Genomic DNA, 15,211 nt, shown 5'->3' on the forward strand with positions numbered 1-15,211 from the left:
ACTGCGCGGGCACCTTGCGAGGCGCAAGCTGCATGGACATAACGTTGTAAATGCCACCGTGCATCTGCTACGCGCGTCAGCAGCGTACGTCTCGCGAACCCGAAATTAGAGGCGCTGCACGGGATCGGACCCAGTGCTGAAGCACAAACTCCGATCGACTCGCAGTACCTGCATGGGAGACCGGATGTGCTTCATCAAATCATCGACCGCAGGTTAGCTGGCAAGAACAAAAGTATTGCAAACCGCGAACGCTTCTTGCGTCGTGTCAAGAACTATATTCGTCGTGCCGTCTCGGAAGCGGTGCGCGACCGTAGCATCAAGGATATCCAGAACACCCAGAGCATTACGATTCCGCGCAAGGACATCGCGGAGCCGTCGTTCCGGCACGGTCCTGGCGGCAAGCGCGAAATGGTGCACCCGGGCAACGCCGACTATATCCGCGGCGACAAGATTCCACGTCCTCAAGGCGGGGGCGGCGGAGGCGGCGGCAACCAGGCCAGCAACGAAGGCGAGGGGCAGGACGACTTCGTCTTCGAACTGAGCCGCGAAGAGTTCATGCAGTACTTCTTCGACGACCTCGAACTGCCGCGCCTGGTGAAAACCCATCTGCTGGCGGTCCCCACCTGGAAGAGCATTCGCGCCGGCTGGGCGGCGGAAGGCACCCCCAACAACATCGATGTGGTCCGTTCGCTGCGCAGCGCGCTCGGCCGGCGCATCGCGCTCGGCGCGCCGCTTGTCAACGACCTGCACGAGCTGGAGCGCAAGCTCGAAGAGCTGAAGGCCGATCCCGCTGATCGCCGCGAGGAGATCAAGGTGCTCGAGGAGGAAATCCATCATCTGCGCGGGCGGATCTGGCGCATCCCGTTCATCGATCCGTTCGACCTGCGTTATGTGAACCGAGTCAAGCAGCCGCAGCCGTCGAGCCAGGCGGTGATGTTCTGCCTGATGGACGTCTCGGGATCGATGGACGAGCAGCGCAAGGATCTCGCCAAGCGCTTCTTCATCCTGCTGTACCTGTTCCTCAAGCGTAATTACGAACGCATCGAGGTGGTTTTTATCCGCCACCACACGCGTGCCGAGGAGGTCGACGAAGACACCTTTTTCCATTCGACGGAAAGCGGCGGCACGGTGGTGTCGAGCGCGCTGGAACTGATGAAGAAAGTGATGGAGGAGCGTTATTCGCCTACAGAATGGAACATTTACGGCGCGCAGGCCTCGGACGGCGACAACTGGACTGACGATTCGCCCAAGTGCCGCAAGATCCTTGCAGATGACATTCTCGAGAAGGTGCGCTATTTTGCGTATATTCAGGTAACGCCCGAAGAACAGAACCTGTGGCTCGAATATGCGCAACTCGCGCTATCCCAGCCGCATATGGCGATGAAGAAGGTCGAGACGGCCGCCGACATCTATCCAGTGTTCCGGGAGTTGTTTGAAAAGCAGGTGGCTTCGTCATGAGCACCAAACACCTGCACAATGAGGCGCGCGGCTATCAGCCGGAGCGCAACGAAGGCGTGCCGAAGCCGCAATCAGGGCATGCCGAAGCCGCAGCGGCCGAAATTGGGGCCGTTGACGCGGGAGCAGGTCTTGAGCATGCTGCAGCAGCACAGGGACACACCGGAACGCCCTCAGATGGGCAAAGGGAAGTCCGTATGAACGTAGCCGATAGGCGGCCACTGCCGTGCCCGTCCGACTGGACCTTCGAACTGATCGAGGAATACGACACGCATATTGCTCGTGTTGCAGAGCAATATGAGCTTGACGTGTATCCGATCCAGCTCGAACTCATCAGCGCTGAACAGATGATGGATGCCTATGCGTCCGTCGGCATGCCGGTCAATTACCGGCACTGGTCGTTCGGCAAACATTTCCTGGCTACCGAAAAAAGCTACCGTCGTGGCCAGATGGGGCTGGCGTACGAAATCGTCATCAATTCGAACCCTTGCATCGCGTATCTGATGGAAGAGAACACGATGACGATGCAGGCGCTCGTCATCGCGCATGCGGCCTACGGCCACAACTCGTTCTTCAAGGGCAACTATCTGTTCAAGCTGTGGACGGATGCCCACGCCATCATCGATTACCTCGTCTATGCAAAGAACTACATTGCGGAGTGCGAGGAGCGCTTCGGCATGGACCGGGTGGAGGAACTACTCGACTCCTGCCACGCGTTGATGAATTACGGCGTGGACCGCTACAAGCGGCCGCAAAAGCTTTCGCTGGAAAAGGAGTCCGCGGCGCGCCGCGAGCGCGAGGCGTATCTGCAGTCGCAGGTGAACGAACTGTGGCGCACCTTGCCGACCAAGCATACGCCGCTGCCGGAAGAAACCGACGACCGCTATCCGCCCGAGCCGCAGGAGAATCTGCTGTACTTCGCGGAGAAGAATGCGCCGTTGCTGGAGCCGTGGGAGCGCGAGGTGATTCGCATCGTGCGCAAGATCGGCCAGTATTTCTATCCGCAGCGCCAGACCCAGGTGATGAACGAGGGCTGGGCGACCTTCTGGCACTACACCCTGCTCAACACGCTGTATAACCAGGGCAAGCTGGAAGACGGCTTCATGATGGAGTTTCTCCATTCGCACAGCAATGTGGTCTATCAGCCGCCTGTCACCAAGCCGTATTACAGCGGGATCAATCCTTACGCGTTGGGCTTTTCGATGATGAGCGACATTCGCCGCATCTGCGAAAACCCAACCGACGAGGACCGCAAGTGGTTCCCCGAGCTGGCCGGCAGTCCGTGGCTGCAGTCGTTGCACTACGCAATGCGCAATTTCAAGGACGAGAGCTTTGTTGCGCAGTATCTGTCCCCGCATCTGATCCGCGAAATGCGGCTCTTCTCGGTGCTGGACGACGATATGCGCGACGCGCTCGAAGTCTCCGCGATCCACGACGACAGCGGTTATCAGTACGTGCGCCAGGCTTTGTCGCGGCAGTACGACATGCATCACCGCGAGCCGAACATCCAGGTGTGGTCGGTCAATACGCGCGGCGACCGCAGTCTGACGCTGCGGCATTTCATGAGCGACAACCGCCATCTGTCCAACGATAGCGAAGAGGTGCTCAAGCATATGGCGCGGCTATGGCAGTTCGACGTGTATCTTGAAAGCGTCGATGAAAACGGCACGGTCAGAAAGCGCTATGAGTGCCGCTATGTGCCGCCGGCGGTACGACTCTGATCCGGTGAAGGTGGGATATTTGCGCAGCGAGCCTTGAGGAGCGCGGTTCGCAGAGGAGGCGCATCCTTCGCCGCTTGATCACAAAAAAAGCCCAGTCATCAAGGGCTGGGCGAAGTCACCGGGCACCCGGCGACGGAGGAGTTCCATATTCTTGGCAAACAGGCCCGCGTGGATGGCTAGCGCGGGCCTGTTTCGTTCTAGCGAGCCGTTGAACAGGCTCTGTCAGATGCAACCGGCCGCTTAATGACCGACGTAGACCGGCGACGAGTACGGGCTGACTGTGATTTCGGCGCGCTGACCCGACTGCGAGTTACCACTTGTGGCCGGACCGTAACCGGTGGTCTCGGCTTGAGCGGTACCGTTCTTCGCTGCGACGCGTGCTTCGGCGGCCTGGATGTCGCTCGGATAGTACGGGTCACGACCGCGAGCGGGCGAATAACCGGCCTGCTCGATCTGCACCAGTTGCGCACGCACTTCGGCGCGGGTCAGGGGCTGGTTCGACTGGGCAAACGAAACCACCGGGGTGGCGAGAACAGCAGCAATAGCAACAGCTTGAATGAGCGACTTCATGATATTTGACCTCCGAAGATTGTTTTGGGCTTGCCAGCAGCAAACTTTTTAAGCTGCAAAGCGCGGCTTAATGGCCGAAGAACACCGAGCGCGGGCCGCTAACCGGTTCACGCGAACCCGATTGCGAGGTTTGGTTAGCCACGCCGCCGTACGAAGTGTCGCTAGCGGCATTGGCACGCTCCGCAGCAACGGTCTGCGCGTTCTGGCCTTGTTGCGACGCAGGGGCGCCGTCAGCCGGACGATAAAACGGCGCCGGACCATAGCCGCTCGCAAAGGCAGGGGCAGCGAGGGTGGCAGAAGCGGCAACCAGCAAAGCAGCAAGGATCTTGGTCTTCATGATGAACTCCATATACGTTTCGACTTCAACTCAGGAAGGCGTCGCGACAAGGGCTGGTGAGGTTTGCCCGGTCTGTCTGCAACGTCGATGGAGGCAGTGTATACCCTAGCTATCGAAACTTTGTATCGATAGGATGAAATGACTATTTCGGATTGGCTGCTAATCCGCTCAGGTCCGCCGGACAACGCAGAGCGGGTGGCGCAAGGGCAGGCGGGCGGTCGTAACCGCCGCCTGGCCTGTCCAGATGGGGCGCAAGCGCGGCGCCGCGCTGCGCTGCCCTGGCGTCAGGCCACGACGATATCCGTGCCCAATTGATGCAGCAGGTCGCGCAACGCCTCGGCCTGAGCCATCCGCGCATCGCTGCGCAGATGAATCTGCACTGCGCGCCCGGCGATGCCGTCGACCGGGCGCGCCAGCCACAATTCGACGGCGAGTCCGAGGCCTTCGGGTTGATTGACGGCCACCGGTTCGATCACCCGTGGCTTGAAAGCGGCACGCTCGGACATGGCAACTCTCCTCAGAGATCTGACTGCGGAGTCTCGATGCTAGTCAGCGTCCGTGGGCGCGGCAAACGACGAATCGGCCTTTGCAAATCATCGCCTTGCTTAGCAGAAAAGCCGCTTATGACAGGAACATTTGTTGGTTCTGCTGGATGAGCATGGCTGCTAAGGTGGCGTCCGTGCATCGCTCGAACGGTGCCAGGTATTTCGCCAGATTGCCGGGTTGCGCTTCCCGGCCGCCACACAAACTCGCACAAGAAGGTCCATAAAAATGAAATCCAGAACGCTCGCTGCATGGTTCATGGGGTTGATGTTCACGGTCTCGGGCGTCGCGCATGCCGATCGGCTCGACGACATCAGGAAAGCCGGCGTGCTGCGCGTCGCCACTTTCGACAGCAATCCGCCGTTCGGCTTTGCCGATCCCGCTACCAACCATATCGTGGGTCTCGATGTCGACTACGCGAAGGCGCTGGCCGACAAGCTCGGCGTGAAACTCGAACTGCAGCCCACCAACCCGGCCAACCGGATTCCGTTCCTGACCTCGGGCAAGGTCGATCTGGTGCTGGCCAATTTCACGATCACGGACGAACGCGCCAAGCAGGTCGATTTCAGTATTCCTTATTTTTCATCGGGTCAGCAGTTTCTGGCGAAGAAGGGCGTACTGAAGTCGCCCGACCAGATCAATAGCTTGCGCGTGGGCGCCGACAAGGGCACGACCAACGAGATCACGCTGCGCGAGAAATTCCCGCAGGCCACTATCGTGGCTTATGACGACACACCGTTTGCATTCGCGGCTCTGCGCGCCGGCAACGTTCAGGCGATCACCCAGGATGGTCCGAAGCTGGTCGGCCTGCTGGCCAACGTGCCGGACAAGCAGAACTACGAGATTCCGCCGTTCACCATCTCGAACGACTATATGGGCGTCGGCATCCCGAAGGGCGAGACACGCCTGACGGCCTTCGTCAACACCACCCTGAAGGGGCTTGAAGCCGACGGCTCGGCTGGCCAGATCTATAACCGCTGGTTCGGCCCACAGACGAAGACGCCGCTCGTGCGCATCTTCAAGATCGGCGACAAGGTCTGAGGTACCGCGCAATGATCTTGCATGGGACCAGAGTAAGCGCTAAAGCGCTAACTCTGGCCGACAGCTAAAGCGCCAGCTCCGGCCGACGCGCAAGCAACTTGCCACGGGCACGCCAACGCGTGCCCGTTGGTGTTCTACAGTTCGATGAAATCCGGCAGGTCCGACAATGCAGGCGTGGCTCGCTCCGAAATATCTGATGTGGTTATGGCAAGGGTTCGGCGTCACGCTCGGTCTTGCGCTCTCTGCGGCCGTCGCCGCGACGCTGGCGGGGTTCGGACTCGCGATGTGCCGGCACGCGCGTCACCGGCCGCTGCGCCATGCCGCGCGCGCCTATGTGGTGGCGTTTCGCAACTCGCCATTGCTGGTGCAATTGCTGTTCTGGTATTTCGGCGTGGCGACCTTATTGCCGGATGCCCTGATGCAATGGCTCAACGCGCCGCATCGCGTCCACCTGGTGTGGTTTTCGGTGCATTGGCCGTCGTTCGAATTCGTGGCGGGCTGGCTCGGGCTCACGTGCTATTCGGCGGCCTTCATCGCTGAGGAGTTCGAGGCGGGACTGCGCGGCGTGCCGTCGGGCCAGCATCATGCCGCCGCGGCGCTCGGACTGACGCCACGGCAGGCATTCCGCTACGTGGTGTTGCCGCAGGCGGTGCGGATCTCGCTGCCGCCGCTGTTCGGACAGTACATGAACCTCGTCAAGAACTCGTCGCTCACCATGGCGATCGGCCTCGCGGAATTGTCGTATGCGGCCCGTCAGGTGGAGACGGAGACGTTCCAGACCTTCGCGGCGTTCGGTGTGGCGACCGTGCTCTATATCGCTGCCGTCGCGCTGATCGAAACGGTGTCCCAGTTCGTCACACATCGGCGCGACCTGTCGCCGGCGAGGCGCTGACGATGGAATGGTCGCTGTTCATCAACAATCTACCGTATCTGCTGGTCGGCGCGTTTCCTGAAGGGCCGCTGGGCGGGGCGGCGCTGACGCTCGTGCTGGCGGTGACGTCCGCGCTTGCCTCCGCCTTGCTCGGCATGGCGGGCGGCATTGCGCTGGCGCTGGCCGGACGTATCACGCGCGTGCCCTTGCTGCTCGTGATCGGCTTCTTTCGCGCGATTCCGGTGCTGATGCTGATCTTCTGGACGTTCTTTCTGCTGCCGGTCGTGTTCCATGTCGATGTGCCGGGACTCGCGGCGGTGGTTTGCGCGCTCTCGCTGATCGGCGGCGCGTATCTCGCGCATTCGGTGCACGCCGGCATTCTCGCGGTCGGCGCGGGGCAATGGCAGGCGGGACTGTCGCTGGGGCTCACCCGCATGCAAGCCTTGCGTTATGTATTGCTGCCCCAGGCGATCCGTATCATGACGCCGTCGTTCGTGAACCAGTGGGTCTCGCTCGTGAAAGATACTTCGCTCGCGTATATCGTCGGGGTGGGTGAGCTGTCGTTCGTCGCGACCCAGGTGAATAACCGCCTGATGGTGTATCCCGTGCAGATCTTTCTGTTCGTCGGTTTCGTTTATCTGGTGATGTGCACCGCGCTCGACCGGATGGCGACCTACTGGCTCACGCGCACCGCCCGCACCACGCCGGCACATAGGCGTGCTGCCGCGCAACCGGTAGCGGGGGATTAGCCCCAGGGGCTGCGCGTCACTTCGCAAGCACTCCTCTAACTCATCTCGCACCGCTCATCGCGCATCGGCAGCCTGGCCTTGCGCCGCAACCGCATGCTCTCCGACATAGAGCCGGATGACCGAACCTGAGTCCGCCGTACTCTCGACATACAGTTGGGCGTCGATGAGCCGTGCGCGTTCCGTCATGCCAAGCAGTCCATACGAATAGCCGTCGCGTGCCGCCGCCACATCGAAACCGCGCCCGTCATCGTGGATCGTCAGTTCGAGACCATTTCCGGTATTGCATAGCGTCACGTCCACATGAGAAGCCTGTGCGTGGCGTGCGACATTGGTCAACGATTCCTGAGCGATGCGAAAGATTGCCGTGGCGGTCGGGTCCGCCAGGTGCGGCTCCGATCCCTCGAGATGAAAGTGGCAGGGGATCTGGGCGTAGCGCTCGAAGTCATGCGCCAGCCATTCGAGTGCCGAGGCGAGGCCGAAATTGAGCGCCGCGGGACGCAGGTGGCTTGCCACATTGCGCACGATTCCGATGGTTCGTTCGACCAGATCACGCATGCCTTCGGCTTTGTGGAAGGCGGCCGAGTCGCCGGCGAGTTGCATCCGCAGCAGCGAGACGTCTATTTTCAATGCGGTGAGCAACTGGCCGAGATCGTCGTGGATCTCCATTGCGATGCGTTTGCGCTCCTCTTCGCGAATGGTTTCCAGATGCGCGGACAACTGGCGCAGCCGTTCTCGCGAGCCCAGCAGTTCGACCTCGGTTCGTTTGCGTTCCACCACTTCCCGTTCGAGCTGGTCGCGGTGGCGCCGCAAGATTTCCACCGCGCGCTTGCGGGCGGTAACGTCGGTCATCAAGCCTTCCAGAAAGAGTGGATCGCCGCCTCCGGTGCTGACTCCGCGCGCATTCAGTTGAACCCAGATCGGGGTGCCGTCCAGACGCGTCAAACGCAGTTCGAAACCGATGATCTCGCCCTTGACGCTCAGGATGTCGAATAACTTCCTCGTTTGTGCCGCGGAAAACGGCAGCGAGTAAGAGGCCGCCGCGCCTGCTGCGATCAGATCGGCCGGAGTCCGATAGCCGAGCAACTGCGCCATGGCCGGGTTGGCCTCGTTGAGCCGCCCGCAGCGATCGAGCAGAAAGATGCCTTCAAGGGCGTTCTCGACAATGCCGCGGTATTTTCTTTCGTTTTCGCGCAGGGAAGTCGTGGAATGACGCAGCCTGTCCGCCATGGCATTCACGCGCATGGCGAGGCGCCCGAGTTCGTCGTCGGACTCCACGATGCAGCGGGCGTGCAGATCGCCACCGGCGATACGATCGACCATCTCCTCGAGACGATTGATCGGGCCGCGTACCATCCGCTTGAGCAGCACGAACGTGGCGATATAGAGCGCCGCTACGATGGCCGCCATCGTCCAGAGGATCGTCCGGCGCGCGGCATTGATGGACTGCTCGGCCACCGCTCGTGTGAAGACGACCCGGATCTCACCGATTTTTTCGCGTGGCGCGTCGCCAGGCGGCGTGTATTCAATCGGCCTGATGCGGACCACCTGGCCACCGGAATTGTTCTGACGCGGCCCCTTGACTGTCGTCACGATGCCGTAGTTGGCGGCCGTGACCGTGTATTCCAGGACCTCGGGATTCGGCGCGAGCGCGGCAAGCTGGTCTTCAATCGCCTTGCGATCGACGTTCCACAACGGCTGCGCAAGCGAGCGGCTCAGCAGATCGGCAATGCGTGTGGCCCGCAGTTCGAGCGCGTCGAGCCGGCGCTCGCGTTCATGCTCGGCCGCGATATAGGCGGAGGTAGCAGCCACAAGCGCGACGAGCATGGCAAGCGCCAGCATCAGCTTGGTATGCAGGCTAAGCGAGCGGAGTGTCCGGCGCGGAAAAAAGCGCATCACGAGGGTTTCGATGCGGTGTGCAGGAGACGTTCCAGTCCGAAGTCGTACGGGCCGGGCCGGGGATGCAGATATTTCGAATACAGCCCGAAGTCCAGCGTCTGTCCTCCGGCGAATACAGCCTCATTGTATTGCACGGCGTTCTCGCGATGGATCACGCTCAGGTAGTCCAGCTTCTGGCGAACCCCGCCGAATGCCGCAAAATCCTTGCCGCGGTGGTAGTCGTGTAGCAAAACCAGCGCCCAGGCGCCGATAAAATAATCGCCTCCCACCATCGCCGCCAGATCGCCGTCGATCACGCTGGCCAGCGCCTCCTGCAACGCGCCCATCCCGCCCACCAGAACGTCTGCCTTGTGCGCCTTGACTGCGCTCAAGGCGCCGAGCGTCATGGAGTCGTTCGCCGCCCAGATCACATTGGCTTGCGGATACCGGGCCAGCAGCACGCGGGCCTTTTCGGCGCTATCGGCATAGCCCCAGTCGCCGAACACCAACTGACACAGGTGGGCATCCGGTGCGTGCGACAGGAACGCGTCGACCCCCGCGGCGCGCTCCAGCGAGACTGGCGTGTTCGGGTCGCCCGTAATGCCGATCACGCGCACTCCGCCCGCACCCAGGCGCTGATACAGATATTGCATCAGGCGATAGCCACCCAGGGCGGCGTTTGCGGTCACGGTGCCGATCCAGTTGCGGATCGTCTGCCGTTCGTCGCCGACCTTGCGGCGCTGACCCGGAGTGAGATCGTTGTGGATCAGCATCACTTTCGCGGGCGACCTGGCGAGCGTCAGCAGCATTTGATCGGCAGCCATCTTTTCGTTGACGATCACCACGTAGTCGGGCGCATCGACACGATTTGCCACTTCTGCAGCCTGGCGCAGCATCAGCAGGTGATCGCGCTCGGCGTAGAGGACTTCGAGCTGCATGTTGAAGGTGTTGGCCGCAACGTGCATGAAGCGCGACACCAACTGCCATTGTTGTCCGGTGCCACGTTCGACGGCTTCGCCAGGATTGAGGAAGACGACGCGGGGCGATGGGCCGGACGCGAAAACGGATCGCGTCATGTACAGCAGGCCGGCTTGCGCAAAGGCGAGTAGTGCTGTTCTACGATTGATGGGCTGATCCACTTCGTCTCCACTTCTTTTTGCCCGCTGAGCGCCGAACGGTCAGGCTCCGATAGCGTGCGGCGCGTGGCAGCGTCATTTTACGTGCTGGCCCGATGCCGCCAATATTCGCGCCGCGGCGCTGCATTCATTAGGTATTTCCTGACAGCAAAATCAGCATTACTCACAGAAAATCTTCGCGTTACCCGACTTCGAGCAGATTTTGATCGCGCTTACGATCAACGCATCCGCAGTGCCTGTGCCGGGACGAAGCGTCCCCATCGACGCTGCAGGATCCGATGCGACTGGAGATGACAGCCAGAATAGGAACGCTGCCCGGTTCACTCTCGGTGCCGCCGATGTGAGTGAGCCTGGCGTGCTTCCTGCACAAAGACCTCCATGCACGAGTGAGATCAGATTCCGTGCCTCAACGCCTGAATAGCCGCGCTGACCCAGCGTGAGGGTCGTCAGGCGGTGGTAGGCACGGGAACATTGTGCAACCGGGAGCGCTGCACGGATCGGCAAACGCGATTCGTGACGTTCCGAAGGCGTGGCCGCGGCGGGCTGCGTGGAGAAACACATGTATTTCGACAAGCTAAGGGATGACGAATGGGCGCTGCTGCGCCCCATGATGTCGGATGGCACTGTCAAGCACCTGACCCGTCGAGGACGGCCCCGCGTAGACCCCCGTCTCGTGGCCAATGCCGTCCTGTGGGTGATGACAACCGGCGAACCGTGGTCGAGGCTGCCGTGCGGATATCCGTCTGGTCCGACCTGCCGTTGCCGTTTCGAAGAGTGGCTGGCGAGCGGTGTGCTCTCGGAAATGGTCGAATTGCTGTCGAGGAGCGGGCGGACCTTTGTCTATGATCCGACATCTCCTTCCTCCGCCGCTGGACGCGCAGCGCCATACAGTCCGCGTTTCCTTCGCGACGACGGCGTTCCGCAGGTGCTCTGGAAAAGCGCGGACGCATGGCAAACCTCGTCGGATGCGGCCGCCAGGACACCCGGGGCGACCCCGTTTTCGGAAATCACGCGTCAACTCTCGGGAGGCGAACCTGATCGTCACAGGAAGGCTGCGTCGGCTACGGCGCTGGAGGACGGGCGCTCGCCACAGTCCGGCTGCTCTGCCTACTCGCCGCTGATGAGCCTGTATTCACATGGAAAGCAGGTGGACGACGCGAGAGGCTACGTCATCCACGCGGCCGCGGATTCGGTCCCGGGTGCGTCGTTCCGCGCCTGGGCAGAGATCGTGAAGAGCGGACGGCGTGTCGTCCGCTCCGGTCTGATCGGGCCACGCTTCGCAAACCTCGAGGCCGCACAGCAATACGCGCTCGACTGGGCTCGCAGGTGGATCGACCGGCATTGTCCCGTGCCGCCGGTTTCCGAGCCGGCTGCTGCAACCGTGGTATCGAAAGCGCTTGAGCGTGCCCATCCGCTCCAGTCGGAGCCGGCCAATTGCGAACTCGAAGCGCTTTGTCACGAGCATATTAGATGGTAGTGCGAACTATCATCATACGATTGACTGACGGTTTCAACCGAACGTCGCCACCACGAAGTCAATAAAACTGCGCAGCTTCGGCGTGGGTCGGCGGTCCTGGGCGAACAGCAGGTAGATCGGCCGCGCCGGCGCTTCATAACCCGGCAGCACCTGCACCAGCCGGCCGGTGGCGAGATCGTCATCGAGCATCTCGCGCGGCTGCTGAATGATGCCGAGGCCCGCCAGCGCCGCGCTGCGCAGGCCTTGGCCGTTGTTGATCGAGAACCGGCTGGTCACGCGCACCGTATGCACGCCTTGTGCGCTGACGAACTCCCACTCCGCCATCGGCGGGCGCGTCGAAAACGCAAAGCCAAGGCATTCGTGATTCGCCAGATCGTCGGGCCGGCTCGGGATGCCGCGTTCGGCGAGGTAAGCCGGCGCCGCACAGGTCACGAGCCGGTAGAGCGTCAGTTGCCGTGCAATCAGCCCCGAATCCGTGAGCGGAGCGATGCGGATCACGGCGTCATAGCCTTCGTCGACCAGATCCACAATCCGGTCGCTCAAGGTCAGATCGACCTGCACCTCCGGGTATTGCCGCAGATAGTCCGCCAGCATTGGCGTGAGACTGTGCGCGCCGAAGCTCACCGGGGCATTCACCTTGAGCTTGCCGCGCGGCGCCGCGAGCAGATTGGCGGCGAGCGCTTCGGTCGCGTCGGCCTCCAGCAGGACCGCCTTGCTGCCCTCGAAAAACGCATGGCCCGCTTCCGTGAGGCTTTGGCGGCGCGTTGTGCGGTTGATGAGCTGCATGCCGTAGCGCGCCTCGAGAAAGCGGATGTGCTTGCCTACCATCTGCGACGAGATACCGAGGGCCGCCGCCGCCGCAGTAAACGACCCGGTTTCCGCCGCCTTCACGAAAACCGCCATGCTGCTTAATCGGTCCATGATTAGAAACCAGATGTTTTGATAGAAGGGTTGAAAGTGAGATTTATCATCCGTTTGGCGGCAATTATAGTGGTTGCACGTCAACGTGTTGGAGAAGGAAAATGCCGAAAATCGTGCGCTTTTATGAATATGGCGGTCCGGAAGTACTTAAGATCGACGAAACCGAGGTGGCGCCGCCCGGCGCCGGCGAAGTCACGCTGCAGGTGAAAGCGCTGGGCCTGAACCGCGCCGAATCGATGTTCCGTTCGGGCCAGTACGTGGAGGAGGGCAGGTTTCCGGCCCGCCTCGGTTATGAAGCGGCAGGTGTGGTCAGTGCGCTCGGCAGCGGCGTCACCGCGGTGGCGGTGGGCGACGCGGTCAGTCTGATCCCGCCGCTCTCGATCACCCGCTGGGGCACTTACGGCGAAGTGGCGACCGTGCCCGCGGCTTTGCTGGTCAAGCATCCGGCTTCGCTGGGCTGGACCGAAGCGGCCGCGGTGTGGATGCAATACGTGACCGCCTGGGGCGCGCTGATCGAGATCGCCGGGCTCGGCGCGGGTGACGCGGTGATCGTCACCGCGGCGTCGAGCAGCGTCGGGCTAGCCGCGATCCAGATCGCGAAGAGCGTGGGGGCGATCACGATTGCCACGACCCGCTCGCGCGCCAAGCAGGATGCGCTGCTGGCTTTTGGCGCCGACCATGTGATCGCCACCGACCACGAGGATTTGCCGGCCCGCGTGCGCGAGATTACCGGCGGCAAGGGCGCGCGTGTCGCCTTCGATCCGGTGACGGGTCCGATGATGCCCAAGCTGGCCGAAGCGCTGGCCCCGCATGGCATGCTGTTCGAGTATGGCGCGCTCAACCTCGAGCCGACGCCGTTCCCGCTGTTTCCTGTGCTGGGCAAGATGCTGACGGTGTACGGCTACCAGTACAAGCAGATCGTCGGCGACGCCGCGCGGCTCGAGCGAGCCAAACGCTTTATTCTCGACGGCCTCGCGAGCGGCGCGCTCAAGCCGGTGATCGACAGGACCTTCGCGCTGGATCAGATTGTCGACGCGCATCGCTACCTGGAGTCGAACCAGCAGTTCGGCAAGATTGTCGTCACGGTGTGAGGAGGGCACTCGCGCGAGTTGCGTGCGCTGGGTGGTCTGATTGAGGTGCCTGATTGAGGTCCTTGACTGGCGTCCCTGACTGACTTCCGTGCGGCGCGTGCGGCGGGTCAAACGGCGCCGCCGCCGCGAGCGCGCGCCAGCAGCCACGCGAGAGCGGCTAGCAGCAGCGCGCTCGCAAGCCCGGCAATCAGTACCCTCATGGCGGCGTAGTCGTTGCCGGCGGAGAGATACCGTTCGCTCGTGGTGTAGACCAGCGTGAGCGTTTCGCCGCCGAAGCGCAGCGTGTCGGTCTTGCGCACGAGCGGCGCTGCATCGTTCGCCGTACCGCCGGGCGCTGAGCTATACAGCACACTGGCCGGCGAGCCGGCCAGAACCTGCAGATCGATGCCGGACTGGTGAGCCATGCCGCGCTCGAACAACTGCTGGGGATCGACGACGGCGATCAGCACACCGTTGAAGTCACGGTGCGTGTCGGCCGGGAGGCTCGCCCCGGCAACGGCTGAAGCCGCAGAAGCCGCAGAAGCCGCAGAAGCCCCAGAAGCCCCAGAAGCCCCAGAAGCCCCAGAAGCCCCAGAAGCCCCAGAAGCCCCAGAAGCCCCAGAAGCATCCGCGCCCGCCACCGGCACGGTTGTTTCGGCACCGTCACCCGGCGCCGCATTGCCGTACACCGGCAGGTACAGTTCGAGATGAGCGTGAGCCGGCTCGAGCGTCGCGCTTGCCTGCGCTGCCAGTGCATCGAGCGTCAGCTCACCGCTGTCGAGCGCGCGCAGCAAGGCCGCGCGCCGCGTAGGGTCGCGGCCCAGATCGTAGCCGCTGGCGGGCGCCCCGGCGCGCACCGGCGTCATCATTTGCACGGGCGCGAACGGCAACGCCTGGACCGATGCCGCCCCCGCATTTCGCCGCACCGTGGCATAGCCGAGCGCGCGGACGATGGACAGCGTGTCGTCCATATCGAGCCGCGTCACGTACTGGCGCCAGGCCTCGGGCGTGACGTTCGGCAACACTGCCAGCAGGCCGTTCGCGCTGCGCAGCACATACTCGCAGGTGGCCAGTTCCTCTTGCAGATCGTTGGTGATATGGGCGGCGCGCTGCTCGAACTGGCCACGGGCCGTTTGCAGCGACTGCTCGCGTACCAGCCACCATGTGCTGAGTGCTGTAGCCAGGACGACGGCAAAGGTGCAGGCCGCGGCGAATGCCGGCAGACGGATCAAAGCGGTGATACGCATACGCAGGGTCGAACTCTCGTTGCGAGGCGCATCGCAAGGTTCGTTCATGCGCGGCTCGATATTTTTTCACGCATACGCCGCCCCGAAACAGCCGGCGTCATGCGCGATGAACGACAACCCGCCCGTGGGCCGTCGTGGCTGCGCTGATTGGGTCGTTGCAGCCATTACGCATTGTGCTCGGAACGCATGGATCATGCC

The 15,211-nt window shown here is 62.4% G+C and carries 14 protein-coding genes; 7 read left to right on the plus strand and 7 right to left on the minus strand.

Annotated elements, in window-relative coordinates; all coding sequences use genetic code 11:
- Positions 1–186: 186 nt before the first annotated feature.
- Positions 187–1,458 carry a YeaH/YhbH family protein gene (locus AC1ECK_RS12315; protein ID WP_480319340.1) on the plus strand — a complete coding sequence of 424 codons (1,272 nt, stop codon included), beginning with the start codon at positions 187–189 and terminating at the stop codon, positions 1,456–1,458.
- Complete coding sequence (locus tag AC1ECK_RS12320; protein ID WP_480319342.1) at positions 1,455–3,176, plus strand: SpoVR family protein; 1,722 nt, start codon at positions 1,455–1,457, stop codon at positions 3,174–3,176. The genes AC1ECK_RS12315 and AC1ECK_RS12320 overlap by 4 nt, the downstream gene beginning before the upstream one ends.
- A gap of 240 nt (positions 3,177–3,416) precedes the next feature.
- On the opposite strand, the gene AC1ECK_RS12325 is transcribed toward AC1ECK_RS12320, so the two are convergent.
- The 3 genes from AC1ECK_RS12325 to AC1ECK_RS12335 form a co-directional block, all read right to left on the minus strand.
- A complete protein-coding gene (locus AC1ECK_RS12325; RefSeq protein WP_480319344.1) occupies positions 3,417–3,746 on the minus strand; it encodes a DUF4148 domain-containing protein in 330 nt (109 codons plus the stop codon).
- 67 nt (positions 3,747–3,813) lie between these two features.
- A complete protein-coding gene (locus AC1ECK_RS12330; protein ID WP_480319346.1) occupies positions 3,814–4,083 on the minus strand; it encodes a hypothetical protein in 270 nt (89 codons plus the stop codon).
- A 284-nt stretch (positions 4,084–4,367) separates the two neighbouring features.
- Positions 4,368–4,589 carry a hypothetical protein gene (locus tag AC1ECK_RS12335; protein ID WP_480319348.1) on the minus strand — a complete coding sequence of 74 codons (222 nt, stop codon included), beginning with the start codon at positions 4,587–4,589 and terminating at the stop codon, positions 4,368–4,370.
- Positions 4,590–4,854: 265 nt separating this feature from the next.
- On the opposite strand from AC1ECK_RS12335, the gene AC1ECK_RS12340 reads away from it, so the two are divergent.
- The 3 genes from AC1ECK_RS12340 (at position 4,855) to AC1ECK_RS12350 (ending at position 7,287) form a co-directional block, all read left to right on the plus strand.
- Entirely contained in the window at positions 4,855–5,667 is an 813-nt protein-coding gene (locus tag AC1ECK_RS12340; RefSeq protein ID WP_480319350.1) for an ABC transporter substrate-binding protein, read from the plus strand.
- Positions 5,668–5,833: 166 nt separating this feature from the next.
- On the plus strand, positions 5,834–6,559 hold the full coding sequence (locus tag AC1ECK_RS12345; RefSeq protein ID WP_480319352.1) for an amino acid ABC transporter permease: 726 nt from the start codon (positions 5,834–5,836) through the stop codon (positions 6,557–6,559).
- A 2-nt stretch (positions 6,560–6,561) separates the two neighbouring features.
- A complete protein-coding gene (locus AC1ECK_RS12350) occupies positions 6,562–7,287 on the plus strand; it encodes an amino acid ABC transporter permease (RefSeq protein WP_480319354.1) in 726 nt (241 codons plus the stop codon).
- A 54-nt stretch (positions 7,288–7,341) separates the two neighbouring features.
- On the opposite strand, the gene AC1ECK_RS12355 is transcribed toward AC1ECK_RS12350, so the two are convergent.
- A complete protein-coding gene (locus tag AC1ECK_RS12355; protein ID WP_480319463.1) occupies positions 7,342–9,180 on the minus strand; it encodes a sensor histidine kinase in 1,839 nt (612 codons plus the stop codon).
- Positions 9,180–10,301 (minus strand): ABC transporter substrate-binding protein, encoded by a 1,122-nt coding sequence (locus AC1ECK_RS12360; protein ID WP_480319356.1) that lies wholly within the window; start codon positions 10,299–10,301, stop codon positions 9,180–9,182. The genes AC1ECK_RS12355 and AC1ECK_RS12360 overlap by 1 nt, the downstream gene beginning before the upstream one ends.
- A 556-nt stretch (positions 10,302–10,857) precedes the next feature.
- On the opposite strand from AC1ECK_RS12360, the gene AC1ECK_RS12365 reads away from it, so the two are divergent.
- On the plus strand, positions 10,858–11,775 hold the full coding sequence (locus AC1ECK_RS12365; protein ID WP_480319358.1) for a transposase: 918 nt from the start codon (positions 10,858–10,860) through the stop codon (positions 11,773–11,775).
- 33 nt (positions 11,776–11,808) lie between these two features.
- Here the strand turns inward: AC1ECK_RS12365 and AC1ECK_RS12370 are convergent, their stop codons facing one another.
- Positions 11,809–12,696, minus strand: coding sequence for a LysR family transcriptional regulator (locus AC1ECK_RS12370; RefSeq protein WP_480319360.1), 888 nt, complete (start codon positions 12,694–12,696; stop codon positions 11,809–11,811).
- Between the two features lie 101 nt (positions 12,697–12,797).
- On the opposite strand from AC1ECK_RS12370, the gene AC1ECK_RS12375 reads away from it, so the two are divergent.
- On the plus strand, positions 12,798–13,787 hold the full coding sequence (locus tag AC1ECK_RS12375) for a zinc-dependent alcohol dehydrogenase family protein (protein ID WP_480319362.1): 990 nt from the start codon (positions 12,798–12,800) through the stop codon (positions 13,785–13,787).
- A 107-nt stretch (positions 13,788–13,894) separates the two neighbouring features.
- Here the strand turns inward: AC1ECK_RS12375 and AC1ECK_RS12380 are convergent, their stop codons facing one another.
- Positions 13,895–15,061, minus strand: a complete 1,167-nt coding sequence (locus AC1ECK_RS12380; protein ID WP_480319364.1) for a CHASE domain-containing protein — start codon at positions 15,059–15,061, stop codon at positions 13,895–13,897.
- Positions 15,062–15,211 lie beyond the last annotated feature (150 nt).

This window comes from Paraburkholderia sp. SSBN10T, assembly GCF_056619545.1.